We start from the raw sequence: 20,001 nt of genomic DNA on the forward strand, positions 1-20,001 counted from the left end.
ATTATGGTGAACCCTCAAGCCCAAAATAATTTGGAGATTCTCAAAAAAACGGCCGCTGAACTCGGCCTTGAGCTTGTCGCACTCACCCAGGACACTCCTGAACAATCCGCCCTGGCTCTGGTGCCCGAAGCATTGGCGCGTCAATATCAGTTACTGCCTTTAACTCTTAAAGAGAAATCACTCACTCTCGTCTTAACTGATCCAGCGCTCTTGACAAAACCAGCGCCCAAATTTCTGCAGGAACTCAAGCAAAACGGGTATCATCTGCGTTTGCAACTCACATCCAGCGAGGATTTTCAAACTGCTTTGGGAGCTTATCGACCACAAGTCAATGGCCAGAGGCCACTATCCAGAGTGAATAACGCTCAAAGTCAGAACATGCAAGCGAAAACAACTGTGCAGGCAGGTCCTCAACCAGTAACTAGTATACCCCCAGTCGCTTCACCCGCACTTTCGGTGCCAGCCTCGGTGCATTCGGCGCAAGTCGAGTTAGTTATATTGAAAAGCAGAGAAGTGCCTTTGAACGTTTTAAACAAATTCCCCCAGGACGTGGCGAAAAAGTATCAGATGGTTGTGTTTGAACTTTCAGCCGACGGTCAGGAGGCATCCGTTGCCGCCCTTAAACCTAACGACCGTCGAATTCGAGAAATTCTCAAGTTTATTGAGGCGCGAAACAAGGTTCGAATTCATTTATTCTCGGCGAGTAAAGAGGATATTGAAGGAGTATTGAAGCAATATGACACAGAGCACAGAGAAGACAAAAAACCAGCCCAAGCTCCAACGCCAATTTCTTCGATCTCTACTCCGCCTGCGCAGAAGTCAGCCATGGTTTCGGCGCCACTAAAGCCGAGTTTTGCGCCGACAATTCTCACTCCTTCAGTGAAACCTAATTCTGTGTCGCGCATTCCACCCAAACCCGTTTCAGCGCCGCTCCCAGTTGTCCCCAAAAGACCTATCTTGTCGCCTTTGCCGACGCCGCTGGCGGCGCGGCCAGTTACGCCCATTGGGCCCAAAATCGGCGGCCTTACACCAGCTCAACCAATTGCGCCCGAGACGCCAAATAGTTTGGGCACGACCGATCTTAAATCATACCAAGAAGCAATCATTCGTAATTCTGCCACTCTTCGAGATCCAAGTACGCCGGTTCCAACGGTCGAAGTTGGTGATTTACAACTCCCAACCAATCAACTTGGCGTGGGCGAGTTGCCGGAAGGACAAGCGCCGATTATGATAACCAATATCGGCGCAGAAGATAAAAATCTCGACATAGTTCTCGGCACGACCGTTGAAACTTCTGAACAACTTGAGCAAATTCTTAAATCTGGCATGGTGCCAAAAATTGTCGCCGCGATCGTGTTTTACGCCACTGCCGTGGCCGCATCCGATATTCACATGGAGGCTGGTGAGAAAGAGGTTCGGATTCGCTTTCGTGTTGATGGCACTTTACAGGAAATTATCAAATTGCCGGTTCAACTTTTGGCGCCGATTGTGTCGCGCATCAAAATTTTAGCCAAACTCAAAATCGATGAATCGCGCATCCCGCAAGATGGCCGTTTCGGGGTGATTGTGCAAAAGCGGGAAATTGATCTGCGAGTTTCAACCCTGCCAACAGTTTTCGGCGAAAAAGTGGTTATGCGGATTCTCGATAAAGAAAAAAGTTTGAAAAAACTCACTGAATTGGGTATTCAGGGTACTAATCTCGCTCGAATCCAGTCAGCAATCAAAGACCCCTTTGGTATCATTTTAGTGACTGGTCCGACCGGTTCAGGCAAGACCACAACACTTTACGCGATGTTAACTGAACTCAATACCGCAAGTGTCAACATTGTTACTCTCGAAGACCCGGTCGAGTATCAGCTTGATGGCATCAATCAGACCCAGGTCAAGCCAAAAATCGGCTTTGGTTTTGCCGATGGTTTACGTTCAATTCTGCGGCAAGACCCGAACATTATTATGGTTGGCGAGATTCGCGATGGAGAGACTGCCGGCCTGGCAACTCAAGCCGCGTTGACCGGTCACCTGGTGCTTTCAACTTTGCATACCAACGACTCATCTGGAGCGCTTCCCCGGATGATCGATATGCACGTTGAACCATTCCTCCTAGCTTCTTCGGTGAATATCGTGATTGCCCAGCGTTTGATTCGTCGCTTGTGCTCAAAGTGTCGCCAGCCAGCCTCAATTCCGGCCGAAACTCTCACTCGCATTCAGCAGGAGCTCGCCTCGGCATTCGCTCCTGAACTTAAATCAGCGGCGAGTAAGCAACTTTCTTTCTTCGGCCCAAATCAAAAGGGCTGCAATGTCTGTCATAATGGTTATAAGGGTCGGGTCGGGATTTACGAAGTTCTAATTACCAGTCCGGCTATCGCCGATCTCGTTCTTGCTAAATCCGCCTCGTCCAAAATTGCGGCTAAAGCTCACGAAGAGGGGATGATCACACTTAGAGAAGACGGCATCCTTAAAGCCATGCAAGGTGAAACATCGCTTGACGAAGTCATTCAAGCCACCAGCGAATAGGAGTTCCGATGGTTGAGACGCAATCCACGCAAGCCATGTTGGGCGCCAACGATCGCTCACTTTCACCACATTTAAGCGAGATGCTTAAATTCGCAATTGAACATAGCGCTTCTGACTTACACATTCAAATCGGCGTGCCGCCAGTTATCCGCATCGACGGCAAACTTCGCTCGGTGCCAGATCAGCCCCTTTATACTCAAGAATCGGCGGCCGCCGACGTGCTTTCGAGTCTAGGGACCGTGCAACGCGAACGCTTTGCGACCGAACGCGAACTCGACTTTTCTTTTACCTTTGAAACGATGCGCTTACGTTGCAATGTTTACTATGAAAAAGGCAACATCGTCGGCGCTTACCGATTAATTCCAACTCAAATTCGAACTGTTGAACAACTTGGCTTGCCGCCGGTTTTGGTTCAGTTAACCGAACACAAACAAGGACTCGTGATTATTACTGGCCCAACTGGCCATGGCAAATCCACCACGCTGGCGGCTTTAATCGACCATATTAATCACAATCGCTCCGAGCACATTATTACAATTGAGGATCCAATCGAGTACATTTTCGCAAATCAGAAAAGCGTCATCTCCCAACGTGAAGTGGGCTTCGATACCAAAACTTTCGCCAATGCCTTGCGCGCTTCCATGCGCCAAGACCCGAATGTAATTTTAGTCGGTGAGATGCGCGATTTGGAAACGATGGCTTCAGCGTTAACGCTCGCTGAAACTGGTCATTTAGTTTTCACAACTTTGCACACCAACTCCTCGGCCGAAACCGCTGATCGCATTATCGATGTCTTTCCGCCGCATCAACAACAGCAGATTCGCTCTCAACTTGCCTCGGTTTTATTGGGCGTCATTTCTCAACGTCTCCTGCCTAAAATCAATGGCGGGCGAGTTGCGGCGGCAGAAATTATGCTGGGCACAACCGCCGTTCGAAATACCATTCGCGAGGGCAAGACTCATCAGCTCGACAATATTATTCTCACCGGTTCAGCCGAGGGTATGATTAATCTCGATGCTGTGCTTGCCGGTCTCGTTAATAAGGGGGAAGTTACAATTGACGATGCGATCAACTGGGCGCGCGATTCTAAACAACTCAAGATTAATATCTTTTAGTTATGCCCGAGCCCGTAAAAAAACCCGCCCTCAAGTTCGAGATTGATATTCCTTTTTTGAATAATGTTTCAGTGAGAGAGAAGTCTTTTTTAGCGCGCCAGCTGGCCACGATGCTTGCAAGCGGTTTGGCGCTTAATCGTGCCGTGGCTATTCTCGTAGCTCAAACTCAAAACAAAACCCTTAAAACGGCGCTTCAGGGTATTGAAACAGATCTCGAGGGCGGCTTGCCGTTTTCGGGCGCAATTGCCAAACATCCAAAGATTTTTGACCGAGTTTTCGTGAACGTGGTAATTTCGGGCGAAAGCGTGGGGCGCTTGGCGGATGTGCTCAATCAACTTGCCGACCAGCTTGAAAAAGATTCCGGCTTCATGAATCGAGTTAAAGGCGCTCTGGCTTATCCAGCCTTTGTCTTTGTGGCGATGATCGTTGTCGGCGCAATTACGATGGTTTACATCATTCCGCAACTTCAAAGTGTCTTCGAGGAAGCCGGCGCCGAATTGCCATTTTTAACTCGCATGATTATCGCTATAAGTCATTTTCTACAAAACTATTGGTGGTTAATTATTATTTTTGTCGTCGTAGGTTTAGCTGTTGGTCGCACATATTTTCGTTCCAAAGCGGGCGAGCGTCTCTGGGGGCTGATTCAACTTCACCTTCCAGGGCATCTTGGCTACGATATCTATATGGCCAGGTTTAATCGCACCCTGGGAATGCTCGTGCAAGCCGGCACACCAATTATCGAAGCAATCAGTGTCACGGCGTCGGTGATGGATAATCTGCTTTATCGCGAGTATTTGGCGGCGGCGGCCGATCAAGTTAAACGCGGCGTCCCGCTTTCCGTGCCTCTTCAAAAAACCGCGCTTTTTCCGCTCATTGTTGGCCAGATGATCGCAGTTGGCGAGCAAACAGGTCGCCTCGATCAGATTCTCTTAAAACTCGCCGAGTATTATGAAGAGGAAGCAGATAGTAAAATCAAGCAATTAAGCAGTTTAATTGAGCCGATTGTAATCGTTTTGATCGGTGTTGGAGTGGGGATTCTTGTCTATGCGATCCTGGTGCCAATCTATAATATCGCACAGTTCTAAGGGTTTTACGCTTTTAGAGCTCATGATCGTTATCACGATCGGCGGTATTTTAATTAGTGTTGTCGGCATGAATTTTTCGTCAACGCGAAGGCAGGCGCGGGACGCGGTGCGGAAAAGTGACGTTGAGGCGATTCAAACGGCGCTCGAGCTTTATTACAACGCTCACAATGAGTTTCCCAATTTCAATACCTGGGCAACGAGCAATAACTCGATCGGATCTGGCAATTGGGCCTCGCTTCAGCAGGATTTAAGCCCATATTTAAGTTCAATGCCGACCGATCCGGTGAATGCGAGTGGAACTACGCCTGAAAATGGCGGGCTGGCTTACGGCTATCTATCCACAGCCGCCTATGGTTGCACTGGACAATGGTATGTTCTTGTTTATACACTTGAAGTTGAGAACGATCCCGCTTTAACTCGAAGCCCAGGGATTTCTACTTGCAACAGTCAAACGCTTAACGATAGCAACCTTGCAAGCGCTCCTTGGACGTTTTGGGTCGGTGTCTCTGGGAGTTAAAATATGCTAGAGTAATCAAAAGGTATTTATCGATCGAAGTTGAGAACGTCTTGGCTCTATCGGACAAAAATTATCACTCACAATAATAAAAGGAGGCAGAATGAATTTACATAGAAGTAAACAACGAGGTTTCACGCTCCTCGAGCTCCTCGTTGTGGTTGCGATTATCGCGATTTTAGCCGCGGTGATTGTGGCAAACTTAAACTCGGCGCGAAGTAAGGCAAATGATGCCAAGGTGAAGCAGGATCTCAATGGCGTCGATCAGGCACTTGCAGTTGCGACCGCTGACCCATCGGTTCTTGGATCGGCGCCTTTAAACGCCTTAAATAATGGCGGCGGCGTTTTAGTTGATATCGACACCGAAACGGCGCTAACAGTTAATGGTTATCTTAAGACTTTTCCAATTCCACCATCGGGTATAACGCAATATAACTATCGTAGCAACTATTCCAATGGGATTTTCGGCTATGTGTTGTGGGGTACACTCTCAACAAAAACTGGCGCAAACAATGACTGCTGGGTTATAAACACCGGTAACGCTTTTCAGTCGAACGGCTGTCTTGCCGCCGATACAACTGGTGTAACACTTCCGTAATTTAAGAATTTTCATGTCGGAGTTTGAGCAAGCGGTCAATTTTTGGCCGCTTGCGGCGATTTTTGGTCTGTTTTGGGGTTCATTCTTGAATGTTCTTGCTTTGCGCTGGGGTTCAAAGTATCGAGGCTTGACACTCGCAGAACGGAGTCACTGCCCAAAGTGCCAAAAAATTTTAAATTGGCACGAGCTTCTGCCCCTAATAAGTCTTATACTTTTACACGGCCGTTGCCGAGGCTGTCGAAAAAAAATTGACTTGCGCTATCCAGGCGTTGAAATTTTAACCGCAGTTTTTCTTGGGGGAATAGTTTTTAAGTATGGGTTGTCAGCTCAAGCCTTAACTCTGTCAGTTGCCGGGAGTTTGCTTTTGATCGCGGCGCTAGTTGATTTTGAAACTCAAATTTTACCCGATTCTTTAGTTGCAAGCGCTTTCGTTTTAACTCTCCTTGTAACACTTTTACTGGGTCAATCAGCGCTTGTGAATCTAGCGTTTCCAGTTTCCAGTTGGTGGCGGGGCGCCTTAACCGGCGGGTTGATCATCGGCGCGATTTTTCTTCTTACGCGTGGGAAGGGGATTGGTTTTGGCGATGTTAAATTAGCGACCGTGCTCGGATCAGTAGTCGGTATGAGCGGCGCCCTACTTATGTTGTGGAGCGCGTTTATTTTGGGCAGTCTTGTGGGCGGAACACTTCTACTTCGTCGCCGCGCAACCTTAAAGACCGCTCTTCCATTCGGCCCCTTTTTATTTGCTGGCTGGCTGATCGCGCTTTTTTGGGGTCGTGACATCATTGCATGGTATACTCAATTATAATATTGACGGGTAATAAGTTATGCGTAAAAACGATACTAATCAGGGTTTCTCGCTTATCGAACTCTTAATCGTCATGGTTATTATTGGTATGTTGGCAACCGTCGTTACTATTTCGTCTTCAGCCTCAAGGGCGCAGGCGCGCGATAGTCGCCGCAAATCCGATGTCCAGACCGTGGCCGCGGCGCTTGAAACTTATCGAGTTGAGAACAAAGTTTACCCAACCGAGAATAACTTCTCCGGAAGCTGGGACGACCTCAAAGTCGTGCTTTTCCCCGATTTTATTTCCGAATGGCCCGACGATCCACAAGGCAATGCCAGTCAATATGGCGAGGGGTATGTGTACGCAACCGACTCGCTTGGTTCGGCTTACGCGCTTGACGTCACCTTAGAAGGGGATGAAGACGTAACCTTGCAACCCAACGAAATCGACGAAACTTTGACAGTTAATCCAGATGAAGATTTTTTCGTCACAGGTATCTATAGTTATGGCGGCGACACCCATTACCGCTTCAGCGGCCGGTAAGGGCTTTACCCTTATTGAACTTATCATTTCGATGGCGATCATCGTGATGCTTTTAGGTTTGGGAATTCCAGCTTTTCGACGCTATGGTTTACGAGCTGATCTAGAAAATGCAGGTGTGACTTTAGCCACTAATATCTTTCGGGCGCGCACTTTAAGTTTGGCGCCCGAAGCGAGCAAAGAAGGTAATATCACGGCCTACGGCGTTGCTTTTGATGCTCTGAATAATAAATACCGCATTGCGCGCTTTAGTGGCGAGGGGGCAAACGTTCAAGAAGAAAGCGTCGTCGATCAATTTCTTTTACCCAATCAGGTCGCTTTTTCGGTTGCGCCTGCCGAGCCGATTCTTTTTCCGCTTGCTCTTCAAGGCGAGCCGGCCCAGCTGCCCGCGGATAGCAACCTCGCTCTTTTACACACTCGACTCGCCCAAAACAACTCGCGGACTATAAACATCAATCAAGTTACCGGTCAAGTCAGCTTAGAGGAGTAAAGTGAAGACAGCTTTCAACGCGCCACCGGCGACAAGAGGTTTCGGCTTGCTTGAGGTTGTGCTCGCAACCGGTATTTTGGCGCTCGTTGTTACTGGCGCAGTGGCGCTTTTGAATGGCGCCTTGCGCCGAGCGAATTTGTCAGCCGAGCGAACGACGGCTATGAACCTTGCGCAAGAGGGGATTGAGCTTGTTCGAGCCGCTCGCGATATCACCTTCATTGACGATGAGAATAATGCTTGGGATGCAAATTTACCGATCTCAACCGATGAAGGCACTTTGCAAGCGGCTGGTAGCGATCCTTATGGAATTGCTTATGTGCTTGTACCGGGAAGCGGTGGTCTTTATGCATGGCAACTTAGAAAAAATTACCCGCCCACAGCATTCATTGGCGGTGGGATCGCAAATGGCATCCAAACCATCCCACTCAATGATATCGATTACCAGCGTGAGGTTTATGTAACCGTGCCATCACTTGGTTACGTTACGCAGGCTGGCTTGCCAAATGGCGTCACCGATGACGATATTATCCGCAAGATTAAGGTAATTGTGCGATGGGGAGATAGCGCCGGGCAGGCGGTTGAGTCGATTACTTATCTCACTAATTGGCGAACGGGAACGTGATGACCAAAGGCTTCACTCTTATAGAGGTGCTTATTGCTTCATCGATTTTTGTTGGAGTGCTAATGATCGGCACAATCTCTTTCAGTTCAACAAGCACAAAAAGTGAAGAGGTGAAGCACATTCAAACCACAGCGCAAACCGCGAGATTGATTGCCGAGGCGATTTCACGCGATGTGCGAGCCTCTACCGGTGAGAAAGCGCCCGATGGCACATATCTGCAGTATCCTTTTACGCTTTTTAGTAACAATCAAAAAGTAACCTCTCTCGTATTGGGCGTAGCGAGTGGCGACGCACTCGAAATTGCGCGCTACGATCCGACTACGCAAGCTATCGTTACAAAGAAATATGCCGTAACTCTAAATGGCAATGGCGAAGAAATTTTTTCGGTCAGTAAAAATGGGGGAGTGGCCGAATCGCTTCTTCCAACTGGTTACTCAATTCAAGGCGTCTATTTTTGGGCTGTAACGCATGAACTTGCGGCCGATCGTTTTTATCCTTTTGTGAAATTCAGTTTTGCTGTTGTTCATAATGAGTCGGGCACTTCACAAAGAATCAGCTCGGCCGTTGCCACGCGGGAACTGTTCTAAACACAGTTGATATCCGCGTATCATTACGAGGAGCCAAGGGCGACGGAGTAATCTGGTAAAGATTACCGCATAGTCGAAAAGTCTCGACAAATTTGAGCAGAAACATGTACACTCGGCGGAGTTTTGTAATCTTTCCAAGGAGGTAAGTTGTTGTGCGTATTTTCTTCATTCTGGCTTTCAGCCTCCTCTCGGCCGTGCCTACCTGGGCGAAGCTAAGCGAGCAGGAGGTCCGAGCTGTTCTCATCGGAGTGGAAGAAGACAATTTAAACGATCGCTATAGCGAGTCGTGGTGGACACGAGAATTTCGTCTTTTCAGTGGCACGAACGACGAGTGGTCGCTTGATTCTTACACTCGACAACATGTGCAAAAAGAAATCAGTCGACTCCGGAGTGGCAAAACTCCACTCCGTATCTGGGAGTATGATCCAGGTCATGCGATTGTAGTCATTTACCATCTCTGGGATAAAGATCAATCCAGGCTTGTAACGAGTTCAATCGCGCACCTTGTGCGAGAGGAGGGTCGCTGGAAACAGTCGGCAAGTTCCGGAATCTGGTTGAATTATAGTGTCCTCGGTTTCCCGCGAGCAACTCCAGCTTATCTTGATCAGGATTTCGCAAAGTCTAAAAGGAACTTCTTGAACAAGAAACCCAAGAAGACTTTGGTGACCGCGGCTCAAAAAGCGCTTAAAACACTTATCCCAAAGTACGATCTGGGGGGAACATTGTCTTCGAGTAAGTGTCTGCGTGTCATACTTTGCGAGGGTTGGAACGAGCAACGTAAAAAGTCAACCATCAAACTTTTAATTGAGCTCAATCAACCACTTACTTCAAACACATACTCAAAATACGTCTTGTTCGAGGTTGGATTGGACGACCTGGCAACAGGGAAAACGCTTGTCGTGCGTCCACTCGATGAAAATGGAATTTTTGATTTCCCAAAGGTAGCGATTTCATACGAACTAGCCCCTCAAGTTGCGTTTGGGCCGACACGCCAGGCGCTTGCCGAAGCGAAAGGCGCGTATAAACAGGGGTGTGTTTTGTTTGCATCCTGGTGCGCCCTGAACCGACTCGATCGCGTTCAGACCTACTTTTCTTCTGACAAGCAGGGGAAAGTATGGTGGCAGGCGGCTTTCCCATTCGCCAAACTAACGTGGCAGAATGTCGAGCTCGTTGAGTTTAGCTCCGCCAAGGTCAAGCTCATCTTGCCCACCCGGCACGGAAAAACCGCGGTTGTCTTAGTGAAAGAAGGTAATCGTTGGCGCGCCCAGTCGGTCGACAATGAGTAGATGAGTGGCGGGGCAGGTCGCTCAATTTTCCAGGCCCCACAAGGGCCTTTTCTTTTACAGCTCACCCGAGCTTGTTATACTGCCACCATCTATGCAACCCCTTGAGTATATTGTTAACACCGACGGCGGCGCCCGTGGCAACCCAGGCCCCGCTGGCGCGGGCATTGTCATCCAAACCCAAACGGGCGAAATTTTAAGTGAGCTTAAAAAATCACTCGGCACGCTCACGAATAATCAAGCCGAATACTGGGGCGTTATTTTTGCCCTTGAAGAGCTCAAGCAGTTTATCGTGAATGATATTGCGCCAGTTCGTTTCCATCTCGATAGCCTGCTCGTAGTTGAACAACTCAAGGGAAACTATAAAATCAAGAATGAAGGTTTAAAGCCGCTTTTTTGGAAAGTAAAAACTTTAATCGACGAACTTGGTGTCGTGGTGAGTTTTAAGCACATTCCGCGCCGGGAAAATACTCGCGCTGACGAACTCGCCAACCAGGCGATGGATGAAGTAGATAGGTCACGAACGTGAAAAATATGCCGACGAGTAAATTGCAATCAGAAAAAAACGCAATTGTTCTTGCTGAAGAAAAAGTTTTAGATTTTTGGCGCGCCAAAAAGATTTTTCAAAAATCTCTCGAAGCACGAAAGAATGCCGAGCGGTATGTTTTTTATGATGGCCCGCCTTTTGCGACCGGCACTCCGCACTATGGCCACATCCTTGCCAGCGCCATTAAAGATGCTGTGCCACGTTACCAAACGATGCGGGGCAAGTACGTCGAGCGCCGTTGGGGGTGGGATACGCATGGTTTACCGATCGAGAACATAGTTGAGCGAAAACTTGCAATTTCGGGTCGAAAAGAAATCGAAAAAATTGGCATTGGAAAGTTTAACACAGCCGCCCGCGCGCAAGTGCTTGAGTATGCGCGGGAATGGAAAAAAACAATCGAACGCATGGCGCGTTGGGTTGATTTCGATGGTTCCTATAAAACAATGGATAACAGTTACATCGAGTCAGTCTGGTGGGCGTTTAGTCAGCTTTATGACAAGGGTCTTATTTATGAGAGCACGCGTGTTCTACCTTATTGTCCACGTTGTGAAACTCCAGTGGCTCAATCTGAAATTGCAATGGATAACAGCTACAAGAAAATTAGCGATCTTTCAGTCTATGTCGCGCTTGAACTTAGCGACCGTCCGGGCACGTATCTAGTGGTCTGGACAACGACGCCTTGGACCTTGCCGGGCAATACTGCGGTTGCAATTGGTAGCGACATCGACTATGTGCTTGTCGAGCAAGGCCATAAACAGTATTTTGTCGCGGTTTTTGCGAAAGAAAAACTTTTTCCAAATTCAAGCGTGATCGAGCAAAAACGCGGGCGTGACCTTGTGGGTCTCTCATATAAACCGCCCTTTGACTATTATTTGGAGCGAGAATTTCCCAACAAAAAAAATGCTTGGAAAATCTACGCCGCTTCATTTATAAGCAATCAAACGGGGAGTGGACTCGTGCATATTGCTCCGGCTTTTGGCGAAGAAGATATGGAGCTTGCGCGCACCAAAAACTTACCGTCTATTTGGCACGTGACAGGGCAGGGTAAATTCGCGCTCGAAGTCAAAGATTTTGCCGGTTTCGATGTTAAACCTAAAAACAATCATCAGCGCACTGATGTGGAAATTATCAAATATCTATTCGCAAAAGAAATCCTGTTTAAAAAAGAAATCGTTATTCACCCTTATCCGCATTGTTATCGTTGTGAAACGCCGCTTTATTACTATGCAATTCCAGCCTGGTTTGTGAAGATTCAGGCAGCTAAGCCGCGACTTGAAGAGCTCAATGAAAAAATTCACTGGGTGCCAACTCATCTCAAGCATGGCCGTTTCCTAAAAAGTATGCGTGAGGCGCCTGATTGGAATATCTCGCGCAATCGTTACTGGGCTTCTCCACTTCCAATTTGGAAGTGTCCAAATAGTCATCTCACGATCGTTAGATCTATAGCGCATCTGCGAGAATTAAGCGGCTTAGAATTGTCTGATTTGCATCGTCCGCATATCGATGCTGTCACTTTTGCCTGTCCTACGTGTCAGACAGAAACCAAACGTGTCCCAGAGGTTTTTGATTGTTGGTTTGAATCCGCCTCAATGCCATTTGCGGCCGTCCACTATCCTTTTGAAAACAAAGATTGGTTTAAAGCCAATTTCCCGGCCGACTTTGTCGTTGAATATATTGCACAAACCCGTACTTGGTTTTACTACATGCATGTTTTATCGACACTTTTATTCGACGAAGCGCCGTTCCGCCACGTGGTCACGACGGGTAATGTTTTAGCGCAAGACGGTCAGAAAATGTCAAAATCAAAACAAAATTTTCCTAATCCTTGGCAGATTTTTGATACCTATGGCGCGGATGCTCTTCGTTATTATCTCTTGGCCTCGCCGCTCATGAAGGCGGAGGATCTGAACTTTTCCGAAACAGGTGTCCTAGAAATTTACAAGCGTAACTTTCTTCGACTCAAAAATGTTCTTTCATTCTATTCTCTCTATCCTGCTGAAATTGAGGGCCAAGCGCCAAACGCACAATCAGCTAATATTCTTGATATTTGGATTTTGGAGCGTCTTCAGGAAAGCGTAAGCTTAATTACGAATGCCATGGAGCATTACGAGTTGGATTCAGCATTTAGGCCGGTCGAAACTTTGGTTGATGATCTTTCGGTTTGGTACCTGCGTCGTTCGCGGGAACGCTTAAAAGATGATTCTCCTGGCGCTCGGCTTACTTTAAGAGAGGCTCTGCTTAAAATGAGCCTGCTCTTGGCGCCTTTTGTGCCTTTTATCGCAGAAGAAATTTTTTTACAACTGCGTAGTCCAAAAGACTCGGAAAGTGTGCACCTAGCTGACTGGCCAGTCAGTCGCTCGGTCGATCAAAAAATTCTTGATCAGATGGCAACGATTCGTCAGGCGGTCTCGCTTGGGCTCGAAAAGCGGAGTGCGCTCAATCTTCGCGTTCGTCAGCCTTTAAGTTCGGCTAAAATTATGGGTCTGCCTTTTAAATTAAACGAACATTATGCAGAATTAATGCGAGCTGAACTTAATGTTCAAAATCTCGAATGGCACACCGGCGAAAAACTAACCGTTGAACTTAACCCACTCCTCACCGACGAGCTTCGTGTTGAGGGTTTAACGCGCGATCTTATCCACGCCATTCAAATTCTTCGTAAAAATGCTCAACTTAAACCCAACGAACAAGTGCTCATCGCAATTCATGGGGTTGGCGATCAATTCTTAGATATGAAGCAAAAACAAACTCAAATTGAACAAGCAACTCATGTTCGCATTGAGTGGCGAGCAAGCAGTAGTCAATACTCTACGACCGTCGATAAATTGACGATCATGCTCGAGCGATGAGGTTCCAACTCTTGCGCTTTATCGACTGGTACCTCGTCGGGATAGTTTTAATTTTAGTAGTTGGTGGTGTGGCGATGATCTACAGTCTCACTTTTGCCCGCTCCGGTTCCGAACTCGCTTTCACACAAGGCGCGTTCGTGATTTTGGGCTGGATCACGGCGTCCATTTTGGCAGTTTTTGATTACCGCCGACTGCGTTCGTTCAGTCTGCTATTGTATCTTGCAGTTGGCTTACTGCTCTTGGGCGTTACGTTTTACGGTACGGTCGTTTTCGGTGCGCGTCGCTGGATCGAGATTGGCGCATTCCAACTCCAACCATCTGAATTGTTCAAGCTAGTCGCGGTCATCTTAATTGCCCGAGTCCTCGCCGCTCGCTTTGGCGCGATTCGTTTTAGAGATTTATTTGTTGTTAGTCTCTTATTAGGTCTTCCGATTACTCTAGTGCTGAAACAGCCGGACTTAGGGACAGCCGGTGTTATATTTTTAACGTTCGTAATAATTCTGACGATCGCAAAACTGCCGCGCTCGCTTTGGGTTAGCATCGGCCTAAGCCTGCCCATCCTTATGTTGGCGATTTTTTTGAATCTTAAAGACTATCAAATTGACCGGGTTCAAGTTTTCCTCAATCCTGCGTCCGATCGTTACGGCTCTGGCTATAACGTCCTTCAGTCCTTAATTGCAGTTGGCAATGGCGGTCTGTTTGGTCAGGGACTGGGTCAGGGAACGCAGAGCCAGCTTGATTTTTTACCCGTCATTCATACCGACTTTATCTTTGCCGGCATGGCTGAAGCAGTTGGCTTTTTTGGCTCTTTTGCCTTTCTCGTACTTTTCGCCGCTTTAATCATTCGAGCGCTAATGATTTCTCATCGAGCGCCGGATGCATTTGGTTCATTCTTGGCCTTTGGCATCGCTAGCCTGTGGTTCGTTCAACTGGCGATTAATGTGGGGATGAATTTAGGGCTTGCGCCCGTAACAGGCATCCCACTTCCTTTCATCTCTTACGGAGGCACCGCGATTGTGTGTAATTTTATCGCACTGGGGATTCTTGAAAGCATTGCAATTCGGTCACAGCAAGGTTATTTTCGCACATATTGACCGGATTGGGAGAAAAGTATATTCTAATGGAACGCTCCGCGAGAAATTTTTTATATTGATGAATTAGTAATCCTCTGGAGAGATATGAAAAAAGCTCAAGCTAAAAAAGTAGCGATTATCGAAACCGGCGGCAAGCAATATCTTGTCCAGCCAGGCGATACCCTTAAGGTGGAACTGATTAGAACGGAGAAAAATCAACTTACTCTCCGCGATCTCTTGGCCAACAAAAATGTGACCGCAACCATTTTAACAGAAGGTCGTCATCCAAAAGTCTCCGGTCGCATCTTTCGCAATAAAGTCCGTTCCTCGCGTTTCCCTCGTGGCCATAAACAGCGCTATACTGCTCTTAAAATCGAATCAATGATTTAAGAATACGTATCATGATCCGCCCCATTGCATATCTTCGAGAAAGTTACGACGAATTACGGAAGGTGAAATGGCCAAGTCGCGAAACTACGATTCAATACACTTTAACCGTGATTGGCGCTGTTATTCTCCTGACAACTTTCTATGGCTTAATCGATTTTGGCCTTTCAGAAATTATCAGCCGGATGCTTAACCGTAGCTAAAGAGTCAGCATGACAGACATTTTTGATCAACCAGAAGAATTAGATTCCGAAACCTTAATCGGTGAAACTATTAAACATGCAAGTCGACGGCCGCGACCTTCGCTTCTTGGGCAGAAACAAGCCGGTGAGCGCGGTTGGTATGTGATTCACACCTACACTGGCTACGAGGATCAGGTAGCCGAAACTCTCCGCCAGCGTATTGAATCACTTGGCATGGACGACAAGATTTTTGATGTGATCGTGCCAGTCGAGAAACAGATTGAGATTCGCAATGGCAAACGCCGGACCGTTGAGCGCAAAATTTTTCCGGGTTACGTTTTGGTTGAAATGCTAGTGACAGACGACTCATGGTATGTTGTCAGAAATACTCCGAACGTTACTGGCTTTATTGGCTTGGGTGTCCGTCCAACGCCGATTCCGCTTGCCGAAGTTGATCGAATAAAAAAGAGAATGGGCGTTGAAGAACCCAAATATCAGATCGATTTCACAATCAACGATCTTGTAACAATTACCGATGGTCCACTTAAAGGTTTTCAGGCGACTGTGAGTGAGATTGATGAAGAAAAAGGGAAAGTTAAGGTTCTCGTCAACATGTTTGGGCGTGAAACGCCCGCTCTACTCGATTTCTTACAAGTTAAGAAAGTTTAGTAAATCTCAAAGGATGACTATGGCAAAAGCAATTAAGACCATGATTAAACTCCAAATTCCCGCTGGCAAGGCTAATCCGGCGCCGCCTGTTGGAACGGCTCTCGGGCCGCACGGCGTAAATATTATGGATTTTTGCAATCAATTTAATGAGCGCACCAAGCAACTTGGCAACACAATCATTCCGGTTGAACTTACGCTCTATGTGGATAGAAGTTTCGATTTCATCCTTAAACAACCACCAGCCGCCGTCCTATTGCGTCAAGCCGCTGGTGTTGAAAAAGGAGCAAGTGAGGTTGGTAAGCAAAAAGTCGGTAAAATTTCCCAAGCTAGACTTCGTGAATTAGCCGAGCAAAAAATGTCCGATTTAAATGCAAACGATATCGAATCAGCTATGAAAATTCTGACTGGCACCGCTCGCTCCATGGGAATTGAGATCCAGAACTAAAAGAGGCTGTCAGGAGTGGAAAGAATTACGCCAGCCGAAAGAGCCATCTGGGCAGCGTTTGCGAGCGATCTCTACTTCGGTCCAACTCATCTGAACGAACTTCTGGCATTGAATGAAACGTTGCAGAGCATTTGGGAAAAACCCGAGCATGAGCTCAAAAAAATTCCTATCCGATCGGCCACTCTTCAAGCGATCGTCAAATTACGGACGAACGTTGATCCTATAAAAGTTCTGACTAACCTCCAGAAACAAGGAATTAAATTTATTACTCGATTCGATGCCGATTACCCGGCGCTTCTTGGTGAGATTACTGTTCCGCCAGTAGTATTATATATACGCGGAAAATTAGAAAACAAAAATCATACGAACGTAGCAATCGTAGGCAGTCGACGCATGACAACCTATGGCAAGCGGACGGCTGAATATATCAGTCGGTCGCTCGCACAGAGCGGCATTACGATTGTATCTGGGCTCGCGCTTGGTATCGATTCGGTTTCTCACAAGGCCGCACTGGAGGCAGAGGGAATTACCTGGGCAGTTTTAGGTTGCGGATTAGATCAGATTTACCCATCCAGCCATACCCAATTAGGCGAAAGAATTTTGTCGAATGGCGGCGCTTTGATAAGTGAATTTCCGCCTGGTACGCCAGCGCTCCGCCACCATTTTCCGATCCGCAATCGTATTATTGCTGGCTTGTGTAGCGCAACAATTATTGTTGAGGCGACCGAACGCTCGGGGACGCTCAGCACTGCGCGCGCGGCCTTGGACGCAAATCGCGAAGTTTTTGCCGTGCCTGGCTCGATTTTTTCACCCAATTCAGTTGGTTCTCATGCACTCCTCAAATCTGGAGCTGGGCTTTTACATACTCCAAATGACATTCTCGAAGCGCTCGGCCTTGAAATGAAGTCATCGGATCGTCCAGTTACACAACTTACGAGCGTAGAAAGTGTAATTTTTGCCACCCTTTCACATGAACCGATGCTTCTCGACGACCTGATCACTGCCACCCAACTGACGTCGAGTGCGATTGTTAGCACTTTAACGTTAATGGAAATCAAAGGTCTTGTTCAAACGGCTGGGCAAGGGCGATACGTTCGATCGCACTCTTGACGCATGAGTGCATCTTGCGTTTACTAGAACCCATTGTTATGCCAGCCAAACATCTTGTCATTGTCGAGTCGCCTGCTAAGGGTAAGACGATTGAGCGCTATTTGGGCAAGGATTTTCACGTTCTGGCTTCATACGGACATGTGCGTGATTTGCCAGAGCATAACCTTGGTGTTGATGTCGAGCACAAGTTCAAACCAACGTATGTCATTCCGCAAAAAGCTAAGAAAACGATCAGCGCCTTAAAGACTGCCTTAAAGGGCGCTGACTCCCTTTATTTGGCAACAGACTATGATCGAGAAGGCGAGGCGATTGCCTGGCACATTCTTGAGGCGCTTAACCTCGAAAAGATGAAAATTCCTGTCGCTCGGATTACCTTCCATGAAATCACAAAATCGGCACTACAGGCGGCGATTAAAAAGCCGCGGTCTCTCGATCTTAACTTAGTTAATGCCCAACAGGCGCGACGGATTCTCGATCGTCTAGTCGGTTATACTTTAAGTCCGTTTTTGTGGAAAAAAGTAATGAAAGGTCTTTCGGCGGGGCGCGTGCAATCAGTTGCAGTGCGTTTGGTCGTTGACCGAGAGCGCGAGATTAAGGCTTTTGTGCCCCAAGAGCACTGGAGTCTTGAAGCGCTTTTGGCAACACGCAAAAAGGAAGAATTTCGAGCGTCGTTGGCTGAATTTAAGGGGAAGAAGCTTGATAAACTTGGAATTAAAACCGAAAAAGAGGCGCGCGCGCTTGAATCGGCGTTGGCTGGTGTGACTTACCAGGTTAAGTTGGTTGAAGAAAAAGAAATCACTAAACGCCCTTCGCCGCCGTTTACAACCTCCACTCTCCAGCAACAGGCCTCGCATCGTTTGCATTTTTCAGCCAAGCAGACCATGAAGCTTGCTCAGGATCTATATGAGGCCGGTCACATTACCTATATGCGTACCGACTCAACTAATCTGGCTGGCGAGGCTATTTCTGCCACCCGAGGATATATCGAAAAAACATTTGGCGCAAATTATCTTCCGTCTGTGCCTCAATACTACCGAACAAAAAGCAAAGGCGCTCAAGAAGCGCATGAAGCCATCCGCCCAACCGATGCAACCAAACAGAGTTCGGATTTAAACTTGCCTTCTGATAAACATGCAAAACTTTATGAATTGATTTGGCAGAGAATGATTGCTTGTCAGATGGCGCCCGCGCGCCTTAAAGCGACGACCGCCTTAATTCAGGCTGGAGAAGGAATTTTTAAGGCGCATGGCAACGTCGTGGCTTTCGACGGTTATCTAAGGGTCTGGCCGAGTGATCGAACTGATTCAATTCTACCCAAGTTAGCATCGAATGATTCGCTCACCCTACAAGAATTTTTTACAGAACAGCATTTTACCGAACCGCCGGCTCGTTATTCAGAAGCAACTCTCGTTAAGGCGCTTGAGGAACATGGCATTGGTCGACCGAGCACTTACGCGCCAATCATCAGCACAATTCAAGATCGAGGCTATGTTCAGCTATTTGAGCGTCGTTTTCAGCCGACTGAAACCGGCGAGATTGTGACTAATCTGCTCGTTGAGCATTTTCCTGAAATTGTGGACTTAACCTTCACCGCCTCAATGGAAAAAAAGCTCGATCAAGTCGCTGAAGGCGAACAGGATTGGACTAAACTTCTAGGTGATTTTTACACACCTTTTGACCACAAACTTGAAGTTAAGCAAAAGGAAGTTGAAAAACTTGATCTTACTGAAAAAACCGACAAAACTTGTCCAAAATGCGGCAAGCCACTCATTATTCGTCGGGGCCGATTCGGTCGATTTTTAGCTTGTACGGGTTTCCCAGAGTGTCGGCATACTGAAGCCATTGTGGAAAAAACAGGGATTCAATGCCCTGAATGTGGTCAGGGCGAGCTCATCGAAAAGAAGACTCGTCGAGGTAAGACTTTTTGGGGCTGTGAGCGGTACCCAGAATGCAAACATGCCACTTGGAATGACCCGCGTAGTCATGAATCATCTTCCTAAAAGCATCCAACGAGTCATTGAAGAATTGAGCAAACTGCCGGGCATCGGGGGGAAAACTGCCGGTCGGTTGGCATTTTATCTTGTCCGTCAGCCCCCAAGTCAGAGCGAGCGCTTGGGGCAGGCTCTGATCGAGCTACGAACTCAACTTAAATTTTGCTCAAATTGTTTTAATATTACCGAGCTCGATCCCTGCTCAATCTGTGCCAATGCTCGGCGTGATCAAACTTTACTGTGCGTTGTAGAACAGCCGCTCGATACAGTCGCTCTGGAAAAAACAGAGTATCAGGGACTGTATCATGTGCTTGGTGGTGTTATCTCGCCGATTGAAGGTGTTAGTCCAGATCAGTTAAGAATTCGGGAACTAATCATTCGTCTTGAGAGTTCATCCAGAATCAAGGAGCTCATCATCGCGACCAATCCCTCGCTTGAAGGGGAGGCGACTGCCTTGTATTTGCAAAAACTGATAGCCGATCAAGGTCTCAAAAAAATTAAGTTGAGCCGAATTGCTCATGGCTTGCCAGTTGGGGGAGACCTTGAGTATGCTGACGCCGTTACACTCACACGCGCAATTGAGGGGCGCCGTAGTTATTAAACCCGTTTATA

Annotated in this window: 21 protein-coding genes; all 21 read left to right on the forward strand. The window is 47.4% G+C overall.

Annotation, left to right across the window (positions count from 1 at the left end; genetic code table 11):
• Positions 1 to 3: 3 nt before the first annotated feature.
• The gene (gene tadA, locus HYW32_03295) at positions 4 to 2,514 is read left to right on the forward strand and encodes a Flp pilus assembly complex ATPase component TadA (GenBank protein MBI2590013.1); all 2,511 of its coding nucleotides are present in this window, start codon (positions 4 to 6) and stop codon (positions 2,512 to 2,514) included.
• A 35-nt stretch (positions 2,515 to 2,549) separates the two neighbouring features.
• Entirely contained in the window at positions 2,550 to 3,629 is a 1,080-nt protein-coding gene (locus HYW32_03300; protein MBI2590014.1) for a type IV pilus twitching motility protein PilT, read from the forward strand.
• Positions 3,630 to 3,631: 2 nt separating this feature from the next.
• Positions 3,632 to 4,714 carry a type II secretion system F family protein gene (locus HYW32_03305; protein ID MBI2590015.1) on the forward strand — a complete coding sequence of 361 codons (1,083 nt, stop codon included), beginning with the start codon at positions 3,632 to 3,634 and terminating at the stop codon, positions 4,712 to 4,714.
• Positions 4,715 to 4,736: 22 nt separating this feature from the next.
• On the forward strand, positions 4,737 to 5,231 hold the full coding sequence (locus HYW32_03310; protein MBI2590016.1) for a hypothetical protein: 495 nt from the start codon (positions 4,737 to 4,739) through the stop codon (positions 5,229 to 5,231).
• Between the two features lie 100 nt (positions 5,232 to 5,331).
• Positions 5,332 to 5,826, forward strand: coding sequence for a prepilin-type N-terminal cleavage/methylation domain-containing protein (locus HYW32_03315; GenBank protein MBI2590017.1), 495 nt, complete (start codon positions 5,332 to 5,334; stop codon positions 5,824 to 5,826).
• Positions 5,827 to 5,839: 13 nt separating this feature from the next.
• Entirely contained in the window at positions 5,840 to 6,634 is a 795-nt protein-coding gene (locus HYW32_03320) for a prepilin peptidase (GenBank protein ID MBI2590018.1), read from the forward strand.
• 19 nt (positions 6,635 to 6,653) lie between these two features.
• The gene (locus tag HYW32_03325; GenBank protein ID MBI2590019.1) at positions 6,654 to 7,157 is read left to right on the forward strand and encodes a prepilin-type N-terminal cleavage/methylation domain-containing protein; all 504 of its coding nucleotides are present in this window, start codon (positions 6,654 to 6,656) and stop codon (positions 7,155 to 7,157) included.
• Positions 7,087 to 7,644 (forward strand): prepilin-type N-terminal cleavage/methylation domain-containing protein, encoded by a 558-nt coding sequence (locus tag HYW32_03330; GenBank protein MBI2590020.1) that lies wholly within the window; start codon positions 7,087 to 7,089, stop codon positions 7,642 to 7,644. The genes HYW32_03325 and HYW32_03330 overlap by 71 nt, the downstream gene beginning before the upstream one ends.
• 1 nt (position 7,645) lies before the next feature.
• On the forward strand, positions 7,646 to 8,266 hold the full coding sequence (locus tag HYW32_03335; protein MBI2590021.1) for a hypothetical protein: 621 nt from the start codon (positions 7,646 to 7,648) through the stop codon (positions 8,264 to 8,266).
• Positions 8,266 to 8,853, forward strand: coding sequence for a type II secretion system protein (locus tag HYW32_03340; protein ID MBI2590022.1), 588 nt, complete (start codon positions 8,266 to 8,268; stop codon positions 8,851 to 8,853). Before HYW32_03335 ends, HYW32_03340 begins: the two co-directional genes overlap by 1 nt.
• Before the next feature lie 152 nt (positions 8,854 to 9,005).
• Positions 9,006 to 10,139, forward strand: a complete 1,134-nt coding sequence (locus tag HYW32_03345) for a hypothetical protein (GenBank protein MBI2590023.1) — start codon at positions 9,006 to 9,008, stop codon at positions 10,137 to 10,139.
• Positions 10,140 to 10,230: 91 nt separating this feature from the next.
• Positions 10,231 to 10,665, forward strand: a complete 435-nt coding sequence (locus tag HYW32_03350) for a ribonuclease HI family protein (protein ID MBI2590024.1) — start codon at positions 10,231 to 10,233, stop codon at positions 10,663 to 10,665.
• Positions 10,666 to 10,670: 5 nt separating this feature from the next.
• A complete protein-coding gene (locus HYW32_03355; protein ID MBI2590025.1) occupies positions 10,671 to 13,532 on the forward strand; it encodes an isoleucine--tRNA ligase in 2,862 nt (953 codons plus the stop codon).
• On the forward strand, positions 13,529 to 14,626 hold the full coding sequence (gene rodA, locus HYW32_03360) for a rod shape-determining protein RodA (protein ID MBI2590026.1): 1,098 nt from the start codon (positions 13,529 to 13,531) through the stop codon (positions 14,624 to 14,626). The genes HYW32_03355 and rodA overlap by 4 nt, the downstream gene beginning before the upstream one ends.
• Before the next feature lie 84 nt (positions 14,627 to 14,710).
• On the forward strand, positions 14,711 to 14,995 hold the full coding sequence (locus HYW32_03365; protein MBI2590027.1) for a bL21 family ribosomal protein: 285 nt from the start codon (positions 14,711 to 14,713) through the stop codon (positions 14,993 to 14,995).
• Positions 14,996 to 15,006: 11 nt separating this feature from the next.
• The gene (gene secE / locus HYW32_03370; GenBank protein ID MBI2590028.1) at positions 15,007 to 15,195 is read left to right on the forward strand and encodes a preprotein translocase subunit SecE; all 189 of its coding nucleotides are present in this window, start codon (positions 15,007 to 15,009) and stop codon (positions 15,193 to 15,195) included.
• A gap of 9 nt (positions 15,196 to 15,204) precedes the next feature.
• Positions 15,205 to 15,843: a transcription termination/antitermination protein NusG gene (nusG, locus tag HYW32_03375; GenBank protein MBI2590029.1), complete on the forward strand. Its 639-nt coding sequence runs from the start codon at positions 15,205 to 15,207 to the stop codon at positions 15,841 to 15,843.
• 19 nt (positions 15,844 to 15,862) lie between these two features.
• Positions 15,863 to 16,288, forward strand: a complete 426-nt coding sequence (rplK, locus tag HYW32_03380) for a 50S ribosomal protein L11 (GenBank protein MBI2590030.1) — start codon at positions 15,863 to 15,865, stop codon at positions 16,286 to 16,288.
• A 15-nt stretch (positions 16,289 to 16,303) separates the two neighbouring features.
• Positions 16,304 to 17,398, forward strand: a complete 1,095-nt coding sequence (gene dprA, locus HYW32_03385; GenBank protein ID MBI2590031.1) for a DNA-protecting protein DprA — start codon at positions 16,304 to 16,306, stop codon at positions 17,396 to 17,398.
• 14 nt (positions 17,399 to 17,412) lie between these two features.
• Entirely contained in the window at positions 17,413 to 19,398 is a 1,986-nt protein-coding gene (gene topA / locus HYW32_03390) for a type I DNA topoisomerase (protein ID MBI2590032.1), read from the forward strand.
• A complete protein-coding gene (recR, locus tag HYW32_03395; GenBank protein ID MBI2590033.1) occupies positions 19,382 to 19,990 on the forward strand; it encodes a recombination protein RecR in 609 nt (202 codons plus the stop codon). Before topA ends, recR begins: the two co-directional genes overlap by 17 nt.
• The last annotated feature ends 11 nt before the right edge of the window (positions 19,991 to 20,001 follow it).

The organism is Candidatus Berkelbacteria bacterium, assembly GCA_016187225.1.
In the GTDB taxonomy this organism is placed as follows: domain Bacteria; phylum Patescibacteriota; class UBA1384; order JACPKC01; family JACPKC01; genus JACPKC01.